This window comes from Paracoccus sp. SSK6 (assembly GCF_039770665.1).
Taxonomy (GTDB): domain Bacteria; phylum Pseudomonadota; class Alphaproteobacteria; order Rhodobacterales; family Rhodobacteraceae; genus Paracoccus.
In genome coordinates, this window is sequence record NZ_JBDPNJ010000006.1 from 47,709 (window position 1) to 62,328 (window position 14,620).

The 14,620-nt window shown below is 66.2% G+C and carries 15 protein-coding genes; 6 read left to right on the plus strand and 9 right to left on the minus strand.

The features are described 5' to 3' along the window. Positions 1 to 22: 22 nt before the first annotated feature. The gene (locus AAIL68_RS06205; protein WP_347138737.1) at positions 23 to 1,042 is read right to left on the minus strand and encodes a ribose-phosphate pyrophosphokinase; all 1,020 of its coding nucleotides are present in this window, start codon (positions 1,040 to 1,042) and stop codon (positions 23 to 25) included. An 86-nt stretch (positions 1,043 to 1,128) separates the two neighbouring features. Here AAIL68_RS06205 and AAIL68_RS06210 point away from each other — a divergent pair, with 86 nt between their 5' ends. Together AAIL68_RS06210 and AAIL68_RS06215 are read left to right on the plus strand one after the other, a co-directional pair. Beyond that, positions 1,129 to 1,728: a 2-hydroxychromene-2-carboxylate isomerase gene (locus tag AAIL68_RS06210; RefSeq protein WP_347138738.1), complete on the plus strand. Its 600-nt coding sequence runs from the start codon at positions 1,129 to 1,131 to the stop codon at positions 1,726 to 1,728. Then, the gene (locus AAIL68_RS06215) at positions 1,725 to 2,501 is read left to right on the plus strand and encodes an alpha/beta fold hydrolase (protein WP_347138739.1); all 777 of its coding nucleotides are present in this window, start codon (positions 1,725 to 1,727) and stop codon (positions 2,499 to 2,501) included. Before AAIL68_RS06210 ends, AAIL68_RS06215 begins: the two co-directional genes overlap by 4 nt. Here the strand turns inward: AAIL68_RS06215 and AAIL68_RS06220 are convergent. From AAIL68_RS06220 to rsmI, 3 genes are all read right to left on the minus strand, one after another. After that, positions 2,498 to 2,845, minus strand: coding sequence for an H-type lectin domain-containing protein (locus tag AAIL68_RS06220; protein ID WP_347138741.1), 348 nt, complete (start codon positions 2,843 to 2,845; stop codon positions 2,498 to 2,500). The two genes, AAIL68_RS06215 and AAIL68_RS06220, sit on opposite strands and share 4 nt — an antisense overlap. 86 nt (positions 2,846 to 2,931) lie before the next feature. Then, positions 2,932 to 3,369: a YraN family protein gene (locus AAIL68_RS06225; protein WP_347138742.1), complete on the minus strand. Its 438-nt coding sequence runs from the start codon at positions 3,367 to 3,369 to the stop codon at positions 2,932 to 2,934. A 2-nt stretch (positions 3,370 to 3,371) separates the two neighbouring features. Next, positions 3,372 to 4,262 carry a 16S rRNA (cytidine(1402)-2'-O)-methyltransferase gene (gene rsmI, locus AAIL68_RS06230; protein WP_347138743.1) on the minus strand — a complete coding sequence of 297 codons (891 nt, stop codon included), beginning with the start codon at positions 4,260 to 4,262 and terminating at the stop codon, positions 3,372 to 3,374. A gap of 89 nt (positions 4,263 to 4,351) precedes the next feature. Here rsmI and AAIL68_RS06235 point away from each other — a divergent pair, with 89 nt between their 5' ends. The 3 genes from AAIL68_RS06235 to murJ are packed head-to-tail and all read left to right on the plus strand — an operon-like array spanning position 4,352 to position 9,882. Further along, positions 4,352 to 5,563, plus strand: coding sequence for a penicillin-binding protein activator (locus AAIL68_RS06235; RefSeq protein WP_347138744.1), 1,212 nt, complete (start codon positions 4,352 to 4,354; stop codon positions 5,561 to 5,563). A gap of 11 nt (positions 5,564 to 5,574) precedes the next feature. Continuing rightward, positions 5,575 to 8,349 carry a [protein-PII] uridylyltransferase gene (locus AAIL68_RS06240; RefSeq protein WP_347138902.1) on the plus strand — a complete coding sequence of 925 codons (2,775 nt, stop codon included), beginning with the start codon at positions 5,575 to 5,577 and terminating at the stop codon, positions 8,347 to 8,349. Positions 8,350 to 8,352: 3 nt separating this feature from the next. Beyond that, positions 8,353 to 9,882: a murein biosynthesis integral membrane protein MurJ gene (gene murJ, locus AAIL68_RS06245; RefSeq protein WP_347138746.1), complete on the plus strand. Its 1,530-nt coding sequence runs from the start codon at positions 8,353 to 8,355 to the stop codon at positions 9,880 to 9,882. Here murJ and AAIL68_RS06250 read toward each other — a convergent pair. After that, the gene (locus AAIL68_RS06250; protein WP_347138747.1) at positions 9,879 to 10,580 is read right to left on the minus strand and encodes a rhomboid family intramembrane serine protease; all 702 of its coding nucleotides are present in this window, start codon (positions 10,578 to 10,580) and stop codon (positions 9,879 to 9,881) included. The genes murJ and AAIL68_RS06250 overlap by 4 nt on opposite strands. A 75-nt stretch (positions 10,581 to 10,655) precedes the next feature. Between AAIL68_RS06250 and trpS the strand changes: the two genes are divergently transcribed. Further along, positions 10,656 to 11,690: a tryptophan--tRNA ligase gene (trpS, locus tag AAIL68_RS06255; RefSeq protein WP_347138748.1), complete on the plus strand. Its 1,035-nt coding sequence runs from the start codon at positions 10,656 to 10,658 to the stop codon at positions 11,688 to 11,690. A gap of 307 nt (positions 11,691 to 11,997) precedes the next feature. Here the strand turns inward: trpS and AAIL68_RS06260 are convergent, their stop codons facing one another. The 4 genes from AAIL68_RS06260 to rplU form a co-directional block, all read right to left on the minus strand. After that, positions 11,998 to 12,984, minus strand: a complete 987-nt coding sequence (locus AAIL68_RS06260; RefSeq protein WP_347138750.1) for an LLM class flavin-dependent oxidoreductase — start codon at positions 12,982 to 12,984, stop codon at positions 11,998 to 12,000. Positions 12,985 to 13,122: 138 nt separating this feature from the next. Continuing rightward, entirely contained in the window at positions 13,123 to 13,674 is a 552-nt protein-coding gene (locus tag AAIL68_RS06265; RefSeq protein WP_347138751.1) for a GNAT family N-acetyltransferase, read from the minus strand. 110 nt (positions 13,675 to 13,784) lie between these two features. Continuing rightward, positions 13,785 to 14,057 carry a 50S ribosomal protein L27 gene (gene rpmA / locus AAIL68_RS06270; RefSeq protein WP_347138752.1) on the minus strand — a complete coding sequence of 91 codons (273 nt, stop codon included), beginning with the start codon at positions 14,055 to 14,057 and terminating at the stop codon, positions 13,785 to 13,787. 12 nt (positions 14,058 to 14,069) lie between these two features. Then, a complete protein-coding gene (gene rplU, locus AAIL68_RS06275) occupies positions 14,070 to 14,432 on the minus strand; it encodes a 50S ribosomal protein L21 (protein ID WP_347138754.1) in 363 nt (120 codons plus the stop codon). Between the last annotated feature and the right edge of the window lie 188 nt (positions 14,433 to 14,620).

Sequence of the window (14,620 nt, forward strand, 5' to 3'; positions counted from 1 at the left end):
GACGGGGACACAGGCGCCACCATCACAGGTTGGAATACAGCCCTTCATAGATCGGCAGCAGCGTGTCCGTTTCGAACAGGCTGCTGACCGAGGTGCCGTTCCAGATGTTCAGGATCGCCTGCGTGAACATCGGCGCGGTCGGCACGATGCGGATGTTCGGGGCCGATTTCACCGCATCGGTCGGCTGGATCGAATCGGTGATGACCAGCGACTTCATCACCGACTTGCTGACGCGTTCCACCGCCGGGCCGGACAGAACGCCATGGGTGATATAGGCGTGAACCTCGGTCGCACCGCTGTCGGTCAGGGTCTGCGCAGCCTTCACCAGCGTGCCTGCGGTGTCGCAGATGTCGTCCACGATGATGCAGACCTTGCCTTCGACATCGCCGATGACCGTCATCTCGGCCACCTCGCCCGCCTTCTCGCGACGCTTGTCCACGATCGACAGCGGCGCACCGATCCGCGTCGCCAGTTCGCGGGCGCGGGCCACGCCGCCCACGTCGGGCGACACGACCATCAGGTCGTTCATCCGTCCCCGGAAATGATGCTGCACATCCAGGGCAAAGACCGGCGCCGCGTAAAGGTTGTCCACCGGAATGTCGAAGAAGCCCTGGATCTGGGCCGCGTGCAGGTCCAGCGTCAGGACGCGGTCGATGCCCGATTCGGTCAGCAGGTTCGCCACCAACTTGGCGCTGATCGGCGTGCGGGCCTTGGCGCGGCGGTCCTGGCGGGCATAGCCGAAATAGGGGATGACCGCCGTGATCCGCGCCGCCGACGACCGGCGCAGGGCGTCGGCCATGACCATCAGTTCCATCAGGTTGTCGTTCGCCGGATTCGAGGTCGGCTGGATGATGTACATGTCCTCGCCGCGCACATTCTCGTAGACCTCGACGAAGATTTCCTGGTCGTTGAAGCGTTCCACCCGCGCATCGCAGAGGCTGACATTCATCCCCCGGTGCATCGACATGCGCCGGGCAATGGCAGCGGCCAGGGTGCGGTTGGCATTGCCGGAAATCAGCTTGGGTTCGGTCATGACGGGCATGGAAGGGGGCCTTTGCACGGGGATTCGCCAGATTGCGCCCGCCTTAGCACCCGGCTAGCCTGCGGGCAAACTGCAAGGGGATCGTTATGGCTAACATCGACTACTACTTCGGAACGATCAGCCCCTGGGCCTATCTGGCAGGCGACCGGCTGGAACGGATCGCCGAACGGCACGCTGCAACGATCACCTACAAGCCGCTGGATATCCTTCAGCTTTTCGACCGGACAGGCGGCGTTCGGCCCTCCAGCCGCCACCCCAGCCGGATGGAGTATCGCGCACAGGAACTGCCCCGCTGGGCCGATCACCTGGGGATGGCCCTGAACCTGAAGCCTGCCCATTGGCCGGTGAACATGGCGCCGTCTTCCTATACCATCATTGCCGCGCAGCAGGCAGGGGACGGCGACCTTGGCGGGCTGGTGCAGGGCTTCCTGCGCGCCGTCTGGGCCGAGGAGCGCGACATCAGCGACGATGCCGTCATCCGCGACATCCTGGGCGCGCATGGCTTCGACCCCGCCTTGACCGACAAGGGCCTGTTTATCGGCGCCGAAACCTATGGTCGCAACCTGGAACAGGCGGTCGAGGCTGGTGTCTTCGGATCGCCCTTCTATGTGGTGCGGGAAAGCGGACAGAAGTTCTGGGGCCAGGACCGGCTGGATTTCCTCGACCGGCATCTGTCCACGCTATGACCGGCATCCACAAGCGCCACTGGCCGGGCGACAAGGACCGCCCGGCACTGGCCCTGCATTGCATGATGGGCAGCGCGGGCTATTGGGGACCGATCGCCAGGCGGCTGGAGGGTCGCGCCGATCTGACCAGCTTCGACATGCCGGGGCATGGCCGCAGCGGGCCTTGGGTCCAAGGGGCCGAGGGACCGGATTTCCACACCGCCGTCACCCGGATCGCGGCCAGCTTCATCGACCGGCCGCTGGATCTGGTCGGCCACAGCCTTGGTGCGACCGTCGCCCTGCGCATCGCGGTGGCAGCGCCCGAGGCGGTGCGCAGCCTGACCCTGATCGAGCCCGTGCTGTTTGCCGCGGCGTCCGATGTTGAGCAGAAAGAGCGCGACCGGATCATTGCCGAGCATCTGGCCCAAGGCCGCAGCGAGGATGCCGCCCGCGCCTTTATCGATGTCTGGGGCGCGCAGCCCTTCGATGACCTGCCCCCGCCTGCCCGCCAGACGATGACGACGCAGATCCCTCTGGTGGCAGCGGCCGACGAGACCCTGACCCATGACCGCGCGAATATCCTGCGGGCTGGCGGGCTGGAGGCCATCGACGCCCCTGTCCTGATCATCGTCGGAGAGCGATCCCCCACCGTGATCCACGGTATCGCCGATGCCTTGGCGGAACGCCTTGCCGATGTGGGCCGCGCCACCGTGCCGGGGGCTGGTCACATGCTGCCCCTGACGCATCCAGACGAAACCGCCGGACTGATCGCGGTCAACCTCGACCGCGCCTAGAGCGTGAAGTCGTCGTCATGCCGGACCGCGCCGATGGCCAGCCATTCGGCGCGGATCCGCGCGACCCTGGTGTCGCCCCAGGTGCGGAAGACGATCTCGAAGCCCGTCGTGGCGATCTGTTCGGCGCAGATATCCGCCCGCTGGTTCGCCCCACCCTCGATGTCCCACATGCCGGTGGTCACATAGACCACCGGCGGCGCAGCGAAGGGCTCTGGGAATGTCACGGCCTGGCGGACAGCGCGCGGCCCCTCGCCCGACCACATGACGCCCTGATCCTCGAAGGCGGAAAACAGCAGCCTGGATCCCTGGCAAATTCCCACCGCATGATGACCAAACCGCTGCATTTCCCGTCCCCTGCCTCAAATCCCCGCCAGGTTAACCGGGCGGCAGGGCCGTGGAAACTTGCCAATAGGACAGGTTGCGGCAGGGCTCAGGCAAAGGCTTCCTCGAAAGCCCGTTCCAGAACTTCTATCCGGCCCTGCCCATCGACCAATGCGGCATCGAAGCGCATTTCAGGCAGCGGCGCATGGCCTTCCTTTTCGCAATATTCCAGCGCCGCGCGCATGATGCGGCCCTGCTGGGCTGCGCCCAGCCGCTGCGCGGCTTCGCCATGCGTTGCGGATTGCTTGACCTCGACAAAGATCAGGCATTGCCCGGCCTGGCAGATCAGGTCGATCTCTCCCGCCTTGCCGCGCCAGCGTCGCGCAAGAACCGTCATGCCCCTGCCTTCAAGATGGCGGGCCACGCCATCCTCGGCCAGGGTTCCCGCCAGATGAGCAAGCCGTCCGCGCGTGCGCCGGGCAGCAGACACCGGCTTGGGCGCCACCGGCTGAGCCCAAGCGAAATCCGATCCCCTGCCATAGCCCATGTTCACCCCTTGCCTTTGTCCAAGGACAGCGCGATCTGGTAAACATCGCGCCGCGCCAATCCCAGTTCCGCCGCGACCTCTTTCGCCGCGTCCTTTACCGTCATCCGTTCCAGCCGGGCCTGAAGCGCCTGCCGGATCGTGTCGTCATCGGCCATCACGGCACCCGGCCGATCGACCAGCATCACGACCTCGCCCTTTAGGGCGGCCATGCGCGGATCCTGCGCCAGTTCGGCAGCGGTGCCCCGGATCACCTCCTCGAACTTCTTGGTCAATTCCCGCGCCACCACCGTAATGCGATTCGCATCAACCTCGCAGATCTCTCTCAATGTCTGGTTAACGCGCCGGGGGCTTTCGAACAGGATCAGCGTGGCATCGACCCCCATCCACTGCCGCAGCCACGTCATCCGCGCCCCCTGCGTCGTCGGAGGAAACCCCGCGAACAGGAAGCGGTCCGATGGCAGCCCCGACAGGCTGAGCGCGACAAGGGGTGCGGAAGGTCCGGGGATCGCATGGACCCGGTGGCCGGCAGCGGCGGCCTCTCGGGCCAGGCGGAAGCCCGGATCGGCCACCAGCGGCGTCCCCGCGTCCGAGGCATAGGCGACGCTTTGCCCCTGTTCCAAGGCCGCCAGCAGCGCGGGGCGGGCGCGGTCGCCGTTGTGGTCGTGATACGGCAAAACGCGCCGCCCGCGCAGGGGAACGCCATGGATGTCCAGCAGGTGGCGCAGCACGCGCGTATCCTCGGCCGCCAGCACATCCGCCGCGTTCAGCACGTCGAGCGCGCGCAGCGTGATGTCGCGCGCGGTGCCGATGGGCGTCGCCACGAGATACAGGCCCGCGTCGAGCCGCTTCGCCTCGACATGGGCGGCAAGGCGCTGCGGGGGCTGGATGTCCATTGCGTTTTCCTTCCGACTGATTGCCAAGCCAGCCTCTTGGTCCTAGGCTACCCGCATCTCGGCGATACCTTACAGCAGGGAAGTTTCATATGGTCGTTTCCGCCACAACCCGGCCCGGTGCCGGATTGCGCCGCGTCTTTGCCGGTGCCGCTGCCATCCTGTCCGCCTTCCTCCTTGCGGCTTGCGAGCCCACGGGCGGGTCGCAACAGGCCAGCGGTCCTGCCATCGGACCGCTGATCAACCCCGGAGAGCCGGTGCGCGTTGCCCTGCTGGCCCCCGGCGGCAGCGGATCGGCCGACCTGGAATGGCTGTCGCGCAGTCTGAAGAACGCCGCGCGGATGGCTGCGGCCGATGCGCAGGGCGCCAATATCGACCTTCGCGTTTATGACACCGGCACCAGCACGGCGCAGGCCGTGGCGCAGGCCAATGCCGCCGTGGATGCCGGGGCGCAGATCATCGTCGGCCCGCTGTTCGCCGAAGGCGCGAATGCCGTGGGCAATGCCATGCGGCCGCGCAACGTGAACGTCCTGACATTCTCGAACAATGCCGAGATCGCGGGCGGCAACGTCTTCATCCTGGGCAACAGCTTCGCCAATGTCGCCAACCGGCTGGTCGCCTTTGGCGCACGTCAGGGCAAGCGCAACATCTATGTCGTGGCCGAGGACGACATCGCGGGCCAGCTTGGCGGCCGCGCGATCGAGACCGCCATCGCCCGCAACGGCGGGCGCCTGGCCGGGCGCAGCAACCACCCCGTCTCGATCAGCGGCATCGACGCCGTGACCCCGCAGATCGTCGCGGCCGCCCAGTCCGGCAAGGTCGATGCGGTGTTCATGACCGCCAACAACCAGGCGGTCCTGCCCTATCTGACCGAAAAGCTGGCCGCCGCCGGGGTCCGGTCGCCCGTCACGCAGATGATGGGGCTGACCCGCTGGGACCAGCCCGCCAACCGCATCGGGATGCCGCAACTGCAGGAAGGCTGGTTCGCGATCCCGGACCAGGGCCTCAAGTCGCAGTTCGACGCCCGCTATCGCTCCGCCTATGGCGAGCAGCCGCATGAACTGGCAAGCCTTGCCTATGACGGGGTCGCGGCCATCGCCTCGCTGGTGCGCAGCGGCAAGCGCAATGCGCTGACGACCACCGGGCTGACGCAGAACGCGGGCTTTACCGGGGTTGGCGGGGTGTTCCGGCTGCGCCCGGACGGAACCTCGGAACGGGCGCTTGCGGTGGCGACCCTGCGCGGCAACCGGCTGGTCATCCTTGATCCTGCCCCGCGCGGCTTTGGCGGGGGCTTCGGGTTCTGATCTTGGCCGACCTGCCCGATACGACTGTTCGGCAAAGCGCCCCGGCCCTGTCCGGGGCGCATCCGATCTTTGACCCTGCCAGTTTCCTGCCGATCCTTGACCAGGCCCTTGCCGGGCTGACCGACCGCAAGGAAATCCGCGCCCGCACCGTGTCGCTGCTGTCGGACGCACGGGCCGAGGCGATGCGCGACATCGAGGCCGGGCTGGCCAGCCATCCCCGCGCCGCGCGCGAAACCGTGCGGGCCATCGCCAGCCTGACCGACGGCATCGTCATCGCCACCCATCACGTCGCCACCACCTGCCTGCATCCGCAGCAATCCCCTTCGGACGCCGAACGGCTGGCGGTGCTGGCCGTCGGCGGCTACGGCCGGGCCGAGATGGCGCCGCAATCGGACGTGGACCTGCTGTTCCTGACGCCGTGGAAGATCACCGCCTGGGCGGAAAGCGTCGTCGAATCGATGCTGTATATCCTGTGGGATCTGAAGCTGAAGATCGGCCATTCAATCCGCAGCGTGGACGACTGCATCCGCCTTGGCGCGAGCGACATGACCATCCGCACCTCCTTGGTGGAACACCGGCTGGTGACGGGCTATGCGCCCCTGGCCGAAGAGCTGCGCGAACGCCTGTGGACCGAGCTTTTTTCCAAGACCATCCCGGAATTCATCGAGGCCAAGCTCGATGAACGCGCCGCCCGCCACCAGCGGCAGGGCGGGCAGCGATATGTCCTGGAACCCAACGTCAAGGAGGGCAAGGGGGGCTTGCGCGACCTGCAGACGCTGTACTGGATCGCGAAATACATCCATCGCGTGGACCGCGCCGCCCAACTGGTCGATCTGGGCGTCTTTACGCGGGAAGAACACCTGGCCTTCTGGCAGGCCGAGGATTTCCTCTGGGCCGCGCGCTGCCATCTGCACCTGATCGCGGGCCGCCCCGTGGACGTGCTGTCCTTCGACATGCAGGTCGAGGTCGCGCGCCGCATGGGCTACAAGGACACCTCGGCCCGGCGCGGGGTCGAGTATTTCATGCAGGATTATTTCCGCCACGCCACCCATGTCGGCGAGCTGACCCGCGTCTTCCTGACCGAGTTGGAAGCCCGTCACGTCCGCAGCGCGCCCTTCCTAGGCCGGCTGTTCCGCCGCCGCCGCAAGATGAAGCCGGGATTCACCGACCAGCATGGCCGTCTTGGCATCGCGAACGACGCCGAGTTCCTGAAGGATCCCCTGAACATCCTGCGCCTGTTCGAGGAAGCGTTGCGCACCGGCATCCTGATCCATCCCGATGCCATGCGCCTGGTCGCGGCTAATCTGGACCTGATCGACGACAAGGTCCGGTCGGACCCCGAGGCCACACGCATCTTCATGGACCTGCTGCTGAAGCACGGCAATCCCGAACGGGGTCTGCGCCGCATGAACGAACTGGGCGTGCTGGCGGCCTTCATCCCCGAATTCGAACCCGTCGTGGCGATGATGCAGTTCAACATGTATCACCACTACACGGTGGACGAACATTCGATCCAATGCGTCGCCGCCCTGGCCGAGATCGAACGGGGCGAGCATCCCGAGGATCTGCCCCTGTCCAGCGAGATCATGGAAACGGGCATCAACCGCCGCGTCCTCTATCTGGCGACCCTGCTGCACGATATCGGCAAGGGACGGCGCGAGGATCACTCGATCCTGGGCGCGCGGCTGGGGCGGCGGATCGCGGCACGCTTCGGCTTTTCGCAGGATGACATCGACACGGTGGAGTGGTTGATCCGCAACCACCTGCTGATGTCCGACGTGGCGCAGAAGCGCGACATCGCCGACCCCCGCACGCTGCGCGACTTCGCCAAGGCGGTGAAGACCCGCAAGCGTCTGGACATGCTGCTGGTCCTGACCGTCTGCGACATCCGGGGCGTCGGCCCCGGCACCTGGAACAACTGGAAGGCCGCGCTGCTGCGCAAGCTGCACACGGATACCGCCGAGGTTCTGGAAAACGGGCTGGAGGAGCTGAATCGCGACCGCCGCCAGAACGAGGCCAAGCGCAGCCTGCGCCACATGCTGATCGCCAAGGGGTGGGAGGCCAGGGCGATCCGAACCGAACTGGGACGGCATTACGACAGCTATTGGTCAGGCCTTCCGACCGAGACGCAGGCCACCTTTGCCGAACTGCTGGGCGATATCGGCCCGGATGAAATCCGCACCGACCTGCGCGCCGACCATGACAGGGACGCCACGCGGGCGGCCTTCGTGCTGGCCGACCATCCGGGCATCTTTTCCCGGCTTTGCGGGGCGCTGACGCTGATGGGCGCGAACGTCGTGGACGCGCGGACCTATACGACGCGCGACGGCTTTGCCACGGCCGTCTTCTGGGTCCAGGATCCCGATGCCCGCCCCTTTGCCGAAGACCGGCTGCCCAAGCTGCGCCAGACCATCCTGCGCACGCTCAAGGGCGAAATCGTCGCGCGCGAGGCCTTTGCCACCCGCGACAAACCCAAGAAGCGCACGCGGGAGTTCAGGTTCCCCACCCATGTCACCTTCGACAACGAAGGCAGCGACATCTATACCATCATCGAGGTCGATACCCGCGACCGTCCCGGCCTGCTTTACGACCTGACCCGGACGATGGCCGCGAACCATATCCAGATCGTCAGCGCGGTCATTGCCACTTTCGGCGCGCAGGTGGTGGACAGTTTCTACGTCAAGGATATGTTCGGCCTCAAACTGCACAGCGATGCCAAGCGCGACGCCTTGGAAAAGAAACTGCGTGCGGCCATCGCCGACGGGGCAAAACGGGCAGAGGCATAATCCATGAAATCGGGACTGGTGCGGGGATTCCTTTCGGTAGGGATCTGGACCTTCGTGTCGCGTGTCTCGGGCTTTGTCCGCGATATCCTGATGGCCGCCTGGCTGGGCAGCGGCGCAGTGGCCGACGCCTTTTTCGTGGGCCTGTCGCTGCCCAACATGTTCCGCCGCTTCTTTGCCGAGGGCGCGTTCAACACTGCCTTCGTGCCGATGTTTTCCAAGAAGCTGGACGACCGCACTGATGCGCAGCGCTTCGCGTCCGAGGCCTTTTCAGGCCTCCTGATGACTGTGCTGCTGCTGTCCGCCGTCGCCATGGTCTTCATGCCGGTTCTGGTCTGGCTGATGGCCTCTGGCTTTGCGGGGGACGAGCGTTTTCCGCTGGCCGTGCAATATGGCCGGATCATGTTCCCCTATATCCTGCTGATCTCGCTGGCTTCGATGATCTCGGGCGTGCTGAACGCCAATGGCCGCTTCACCGCCGCCGCCGCCGCGCCGGTGCTGCTGAACCTGCTGTTCATCGCCGCCATGGCGATCGCCTGGTGGCAAGGCTGGGACGTGGGCCTGACGCTGGCCTGGGCCACGCCCCTGACCGGGATCGCCCAGCTTGCGCTGGTCTGGTGGGACGCGCATCGCACCGGCTGGAGCTTCCGCCCCCGCCGCCCGCGCCTGACACCCGACATGCGCCGCCTGCTGGCCGTGGCCCTGCCTGCGGCCTTTGCCGGCGGCGTCGTGCAGATCAACCTGCTGGTGGGCCGCCAGGTCGCCAGCCATTTCGAGGGCGCGATTTCCTGGCTGTCCTATTCCGACCGTCTGTATCAGCTACCCCTCGGCGTCGTCGGCGCCGCCGTGGCCGTGGTCCTGCTGCCCGAACTATCCCGCCGCCTGCGCGCGGGCGATCACGCCGGCGGCCAGTCCGCCTATTCCCGCGCGACTGAGTTCGGCCTGTTCCTGACCCTGCCCGCCGCCTTCGCCATCGCCGTGATCGCGGAACCCATGGTCCGCACCCTGTTCGAACGCGGGGAGTTCACCGCCGAAGATACCACCCAGACGGCCCGCGCGCTGCTCGTCTATGCCTTCGGCCTGCCCGCCTTCGTCCTGCAGAAGATCCTGCAACCGCTGTATTTCGCGCGCGAGGACACGAAGACCCCCTTCCGCTATGCCCTGTGGTCGATGGTCGTGAACGCAATCGTGGCCTTCGGGCTGATGCCGGTTTTCGGCTTCCTGGCCGCTGCCCTTGGCACCACCGTCGCGGCCTGGATCATGGTCGCGCAACTGTGGTGGGGCACGCGGACCATGGGCGATTCTGCCCGTGCCGACACGCGCCTGCGCCGCAAGACGCCGCTGATCGTGCTGTCATCGGCGCTGATGGCGGGGGCGCTGTGGCTGATGATGGGCTGGCTGGACCGCGCGGGCGTCAGCCGCGTACCGGGCCTTGCAGCCCTCGTCTTCGGCGGTGCCGCGATCTATTTCGCGCTCAGCTTCGCGACACGCGCCTATCGGCTGTCGGATCTCAAGGCCTCGGTCCGGCGCGGTTAACGCGCCCGGATCTGGCGCAGGACCCGCTGCACGCCGCCATCGACCAGCAGGAAGCTGAGCAGGAAGCCCGTGGCGAAACCCGCGAACTCGGCGATCCAGCCGTAACCGGCGCCGCCGAAGACGATGCCGAAGACAAGCTGGAACGCCAGCAGCATCCCGATCAACATGAAGGCGCGCATCCGGTTGGCATGGACCGCCCCAAGCCGCGACCACAGCAGGAAGGTGAAGGCACCCACCAACCCATAAACCGCCGGATAGCCGCCGATCAGCGGTCCCGGCCGGCCGGGCAGGATCGAGATCGCCGCCGTGTAGACCAGCGCGCCGCCGATGGCCGACCCAAGGAACAGCGCCGCGACGGCCCAGGGCCGGAACTCCCGCGCTATCATGTTGCCCAGCGCCAGCGTGAAGACCACGACGAACAGCGCATGGGTGAAGGACGAATTGACGAAGCTGTAGGACAGGATGCGATAGATCTGGTCCCAATCGATCGCGCCCAGTTGCCACATGCGCTGCACCATTTCCGGCGCAAAGGCCGTCATCTGCATGGCGGACAAGCGCAAGCCCACGCCCTGCGCCCCGCCGACCAGACCCGTCTGGCCCAGCAGGAATACGATTTCCCCAGCAATGGCAGGCAAGGCAAGCGCCCAGAGGACCGCAGGCAGCGGGTTGAGGGGCGAGGTGGGCATGGCCTGGCGCATCGGTTTTCCTTCGCGGTTGCGGTCGCTTTGGGCAAGGGCTAAGCCACTGGCAGCGAAAATCCAAGCAGGCCCGACATGACCGAGACGACGAAGACCCGTTTCACCCCCCGCATCTTTTCAGGGATCCAGCCCTCGGGCGGGCTGACGCTTGGCAACTATCTGGGCGCGCTCAAGCGTTTCGCGGCGCTTCAGGGCGATCAGGCCGAGACGATCTATTGCCTTGTGGACCTGCACGCGATCACCGTCTGGCAGGATCCCGAAACCCTGCGCCGCAACATCCGCGAGGCCGCGGCGGCCTTCATGGCGGCGGGCGTGGATCCGCAGCAGTCGGTCCTGTTCAACCAGAGCCAGGTCTCGGCCCATGCGGAAATGGCCTGGCTGCTGAACACCGTGGCGCGCGTCGGCTGGATGTACCGGATGACACAGTTCAAGGACAAGGCGGGCAAGAACACCGAAAACGTCAGCCTTGCCTTGCTGGCCTATCCTTCGCTGATGGCCGCGGACATCCTGACCTATCAGGCGACCGCCGTGCCGGTGGGCGAGGACCAGAAGCAGCACATGGAGCTGACCCGCGACATCGCCGCGAAGTTCAACCACGACTATGGCGTCGAGCATTTCCCGATGACCGAGCCGCTGATCGAAGGCGCGGCCACCCGCGTCATGTCGCTGCGGGATGGGTCCAAGAAGATGTCGAAATCCGATCCTTCGGACGCCAGCCGCATCAACCTGACCGACAGCGCCGATGCCATCGCGCAAAAGATCCGCAAGGCCCGCACCGACGCCGACCCCCTGCCCGGCAGCACCAAAGGCCTGAAGGACCGGCCCGAGGCGCGGAACCTGGTCAACATCTATGCCGCGCTTGCCGACGAGACGCCCGACCAAGTCCTGGCGCGGTTCGAGGGACAGGGCTTCGGCGCCTTCAAGCCCGCGCTGGCGGACCTGGCCGTCGCCTCGCTGGAACCGATCACACGGCGGATGAACGACTACATGGCCGATCCGGCGGAAATCGACCGCATCCTGGGCCAAGGCGCCGTGCGCGCGGATGAGATCGCGACCCCGATCCTGGAACGCACGAAAGAGATCATGGGCCTGCTGCGCACCCGGCCCTGATTCGTCCCGCCTTTCCAAAGCCGCCGATGCCCCATGCATCGGCGGCTTTTTCATGCGGGTCTCATGCCCGCTTTCCGAACTCCCGACTTAATCTGTCAACTATTTGTTTTTGCTGGATTTTCCTTGCAGACAGGAATGCGCCGCGTTATACGGAAGCCAACAAAGCCAGCCAGCGAACCCGCCAGCCAGCTTTTCGGACCCCAGCAAGCCAGCTTCACGCCAGTCCGCCCGTGGTCCTGCCTGCCAGCATCATGCCAGCACCCGCACCGCTATCGCCAGCAAGACAGCCCCGCGCCATCCCGCCAGCCTATAGCGACCGCATCACCTCTGCCGCGATCTCGAAGCTGCGCAGCCGCGCCGCATGGTCGTGGATCTGCCCGGTCAGGATCACCTCGTCCGGGCGATGCTGCGCGATCAGCGCCTGCATCTGGTCCCTGACCTGCCCCGCATCGCCGACTGCGCTGATCTTCAGCGCCTGATCGACCATGTGGCGCATCTGCGGTCCGATCTCGGCATCCAGGTCGCGTACCGGGCGCGGCAGCTTGCCGGGCATCCCGGTCCGCAGCCGCGCAAAGGCCAGTTGCATCGAGGTCCGCAGATACTTCGCCTCCTCCACGTCATCGGCGGCAAAGACGTTGATCGCGATCATCACCTGCGGCTTGTCGTTCCAGGGGCCGGGGCGGAAGCGGTCGCGGTAAATGGCAATGGCCCGCTCCATGTCGGAGGGCGCGAAATGGCTGGCAAAGGCATAGGGAAGGCCAAGATGCGCGGCCAGTTGCGCACCGAAGAGGCTGCTGCCCAGGATCCAGACCGGCACATTCGTCCCCTCGCCCGGCAAGGCACGCACCGGCGCGCCGGGACGTTCGGGGCCAAGATAGTCCAGCAACTCGACCACATCCTGCGGAAAGCTGTCGGCCGTCGGATCGCGCCGCAGCGCGCGGATCACGGCGCCATCCCCGCCCGGCGCGCGGCCAAGGCCCAGGTCGATCCGATCGGGGAAGGCGGTCGCCAGCGTCCCGAAGGATTCGGCCACCGTCAGCGGCGCATGGTTCGGCAGCATGATGCCGCCCGCCCCGACCCGAAGGCGGGACGTGGCCTGCGCCACCAGACCGATCAGCACCGCCGTCGCCGCGCTGGCGATGCCCGGCATGTTGTGGTGTTCCGCCAGCCAGAACCGGCGATAGCCCCAGCCCTCGGCCTGGCGCGCCAGGTCAAGCGTGTTGCGGATGGCGTCCTGGGCTTCGAAGCCCTCGGGGACGGGGGACAGGTCGAGAAGGGAAAACGGAATGCTCATCCTGTCGAGTTATGGTCTTGCCCTCCGAATGCAAGCGACCGGCTGCAGATTCTGCAACCGGCCTTCTTCTTTGCCCAAATACCCTCGGGGGTGAATGGCGCGCCTGCGCGCCAGAGGGGCGCGAGCGCCCCCTGCCGCTCAACCCATCTTGCGCAGATAGGTCCAGGTCGGCACGCGGGCATTGCGGGCCACAGACCAGCTTTCCGCGTCGCCCAGATAGACGAACCCGCAATTGGTCAGAACGCGGGCCGAGCCGGGATTGTCCTGGAACGCCTCGGCAAACAGCGTCCGAGCCTTGTGCGGATTGGCGCGCACCAGGGCATCGACCGCCTCGGTCGCGAAGCCGGTATTCCAGAAACCCGCGCCGATCCAGAAGCCCAGTTCGGACTGGTTGCCCTCCATCCGCGTCAGGGACACAACGCCCAGCAGTTCGGCCAGCTTGTTCTCGGACCCGTCGATGGCCCAGACATCCTCGGTCCGGTCGGGCGACAGGGCGCGGGCCACGAAGCCTTCGGACGCGCCCGGCGGCAGCGGATGCGGGATCGCCCGCGTTCCTTCGGCCACGCGCTTGTCCGAGGTGTAATGCGCGATCATCCCCGCATCCGAAGGACGCAGGGGCCGCAGGACGAAACGTTCGGTGGCGATGACGGGCTGGTTCAGCGCGGAGTCCGATATCTTCAGATCGTCCAAGCGCGTTCCCTCCCGCATCGGTGCAGACATGACCATCTTCCCTCCCCGGAAAACAGGCGGGGGACCGGCTTCCGCCGATCCCCCTGTAACACTGAAATGTTAAGCTCGGGTTACTCGGCTGCTTCGAGGGTCGCGGGAACCACCGAAATAAAGGTGCGGCCCTTCAGGCCCTTCTTGAAGGTCACCTGGCCATCGGTCAGCGCGAACAGGGTATGGTCCTTGCCCATGCCGACATTGTCACCCGCCCACCACTTGGTGCCGCGCTGACGCACGATGATGTTGCCGGCGACGGCTTCCTGGCCGCCATACAGCTTGACGCCAAGACGACGGCCAGCCGAATCGCGACCGTTGCGGGACGAACCGCCTGCTTTCTTGTGTGCCATGGGTCAGACTCCTTACGCGTTTTCTTTGGTGCGGGCGCCAACGGCGGTCTTCACGCCGGTCGATGCCGCGCCTTCGGCCAGAACGTCGGTCACGCGCAGCAGGGTCAGCTGCTGGCGATGCCCGCGCGTGCGCTGCGAGCTGTGCTTGCGGCGGCGCTTGACAAAGGTGATGACCTTGTCGGCCTTGATCTGGTCGATCACTTCGGCCTGCACGCAGGCACCGTCAACCAGCGGGGCGCCCAGGGTCTGGCCGACCATCAGGATTTCGTTGAACTGGACCTTGTCGCCAGCCGCGGCATTCAGCTTTTCAACGCGCAGGACATCGCCCGCCTGCACCTTGTACTGCTTGCCGCCCGTCTTCAGAACCGCGAACATCGCATCGTTTCCTTCGTTTCCGCGTCCTTCGGCCCCGGATCGCTCCGGCGTTCGGCCTTGCCGCCTTCGGACAGCGCATCCCCTGCAAGGGGATGGGTTTCAAAATAACACGCCGGCCAAGAGCATGTGCCCGGCCGGTCTGGCTGCATATGGCGGAAGGCGTCCTGCAAGTCAAGCAGGCAACAGTG

What these genes read in the sequence shown, in the direction of transcription:
- AAIL68_RS06205 (WP_347138737.1), bottom strand. Translation starts at nt 1,042, where the DNA reads ATGCCCGTCATGACCGAACCCAAGCTGATTTCCGGCAATGCCAACCGC.
- AAIL68_RS06210 (WP_347138738.1), top strand. Translation starts at nt 1,129, where the DNA reads ATGGCTAACATCGACTACTACTTCGGAACGATCAGCCCCTGGGCCTAT.
- AAIL68_RS06215 (WP_347138739.1), top strand. Translation starts at nt 1,725, where the DNA reads ATGACCGGCATCCACAAGCGCCACTGGCCGGGCGACAAGGACCGCCCG.
- AAIL68_RS06220 (WP_347138741.1), bottom strand. Translation starts at nt 2,845, where the DNA reads ATGCAGCGGTTTGGTCATCATGCGGTGGGAATTTGCCAGGGATCCAGG.
- AAIL68_RS06225 (WP_347138742.1), bottom strand. Translation starts at nt 3,369, where the DNA reads ATGGGCTATGGCAGGGGATCGGATTTCGCTTGGGCTCAGCCGGTGGCG.
- rsmI (WP_347138743.1), bottom strand. Translation starts at nt 4,262, where the DNA reads ATGGACATCCAGCCCCCGCAGCGCCTTGCCGCCCATGTCGAGGCGAAG.
- AAIL68_RS06235 (WP_347138744.1), top strand. Translation starts at nt 4,352, where the DNA reads ATGGTCGTTTCCGCCACAACCCGGCCCGGTGCCGGATTGCGCCGCGTC.
- murJ (WP_347138746.1), top strand. Translation starts at nt 8,353, where the DNA reads ATGAAATCGGGACTGGTGCGGGGATTCCTTTCGGTAGGGATCTGGACC.
- AAIL68_RS06250 (WP_347138747.1), bottom strand. Translation starts at nt 10,580, where the DNA reads ATGCGCCAGGCCATGCCCACCTCGCCCCTCAACCCGCTGCCTGCGGTC.
- trpS (WP_347138748.1), top strand. Translation starts at nt 10,656, where the DNA reads ATGACCGAGACGACGAAGACCCGTTTCACCCCCCGCATCTTTTCAGGG.
- AAIL68_RS06260 (WP_347138750.1), bottom strand. Translation starts at nt 12,984, where the DNA reads ATGAGCATTCCGTTTTCCCTTCTCGACCTGTCCCCCGTCCCCGAGGGC.
- rpmA (WP_347138752.1), bottom strand. Translation starts at nt 14,057, where the DNA reads ATGGCACACAAGAAAGCAGGCGGTTCGTCCCGCAACGGTCGCGATTCG.
- rplU (WP_347138754.1), bottom strand. Translation starts at nt 14,432, where the DNA reads ATGTTCGCGGTTCTGAAGACGGGCGGCAAGCAGTACAAGGTGCAGGCG.